Raw genomic sequence first — 1,310 nt, 5'->3', positions numbered from 1 at the left:
ACGCTCAGGTTCTGCGTGACGACATCATCTGGGTGGCAACCGAGCTTGAGCAGAGCCATGCGACCTATGTTGACGATCGTGCTCGGTTCGAACGCATCCTCACCGCCCTGGCAGTGACGCCCTCGCTGCCCTTCACTGCCTTGATCGACAGCCACGGCAACATGCTGCAGCGCGCTCAGATCAACGTCGCCGGCGGTTATCCGAGGCTGCCCGAGGGCATTACCCAGGGTGTGGTCGAAGGCATTCCTACCGCTATCGCGCCGGGCAGCACGAACCTTGTCGGTTCCGTCATCAAGCTGCGCGGTTACGACGACATGTACCTCTTCGTGGCTCGTCCCGTAGATGCTGAGGTACTTCAATATATGCGGCTAACTGACGATAATATAACGGAATATCGTCAGTATGCATCGAACCGATTGGTCTTCCAGATCACCTTTACGATCATGTATGTCGGTCTGGTGGTCGTCCTATTGCTTGCCGCGCTCTGGATCGGCATTGCACTCGCCAACCGGTTCGTTGATCCAATTCGCAACCTCATGGTTGCGTCGCGCCGGGTAAGCGGCGGCGACCTCGACGTGCGCGTGCCAGTGCAGGAGGGGCGGGGGGACCTTCGCGACCTGTCCAATGGCTTCAATCGCATGACGCAGCAGCTCAAGTCGCAGCGCGAAGAGCTGCTCATGGCCAACGAGGTCAACGAGAAGCGCCGGCAGTTTACCGAGGCCGTGGTGGAAGGTGTGTCCGCCGGGATCATCGGTCTCGATCCCTTCGGTGCTGTGACGCTAGTCAATGCGCGCGCCTGCGAGATGCTCGGCAAAACCGAAATCGATATGATGGGCGAACGGATGGAGGAGATCCTTCCCGAGATCGCTCCGACCATCGAGAAAGCTCGGTCCGCACGTCGCGGTCAGGTTCGCGACCAGATTCAGCTCGGCAATGAGACAGACCGCCGAATCTACCAAATCCAGCTGACCCGCGAGGGCTCTATCACAGAGTCCAAGGGTTATGTCCTGACGTTCGACGATATTACCGAACTCGAGTCGGCGCAGCGCACCAGCGCCTGGGCCGACGTGGCGCGCCGCATCGCCCACGAAATCAAGAACCCACTTACCCCGATCCAACTGTCGGCCGAACGCCTGCGCCGCCGCTACGGCTCGAAGCTCGAGGACGACCGGGAAGTGTTCGACAAATGCATCAACACCATCGTGCGCCAAGTGGGTGATATCGGCCGGATGGTCGACGAATTTTCGGCTTTTGCGCGTATGCCTGAGGCGGCACCGGAGCAGGCCGACCTTTCCGACACAATCCGGCAA

General features: G+C 59.9%; 1 protein-coding gene. It reads left to right on the top strand.

What is annotated here, in order from left to right; all coding sequences use genetic code 11:
* The coding region (locus tag J0I64_RS08295; protein ID WP_291407119.1) for a HAMP domain-containing protein at nt 1-1,310 on the top strand (1,310 nt) is incomplete at both ends.

Origin of the sequence: Devosia sp. (assembly GCF_017307565.1) — a bacterium.
Lineage (GTDB): Bacteria > Pseudomonadota > Alphaproteobacteria > Rhizobiales > Devosiaceae > Devosia.
This window is presented reverse-complemented; position numbering and strand designations above follow the sequence as displayed.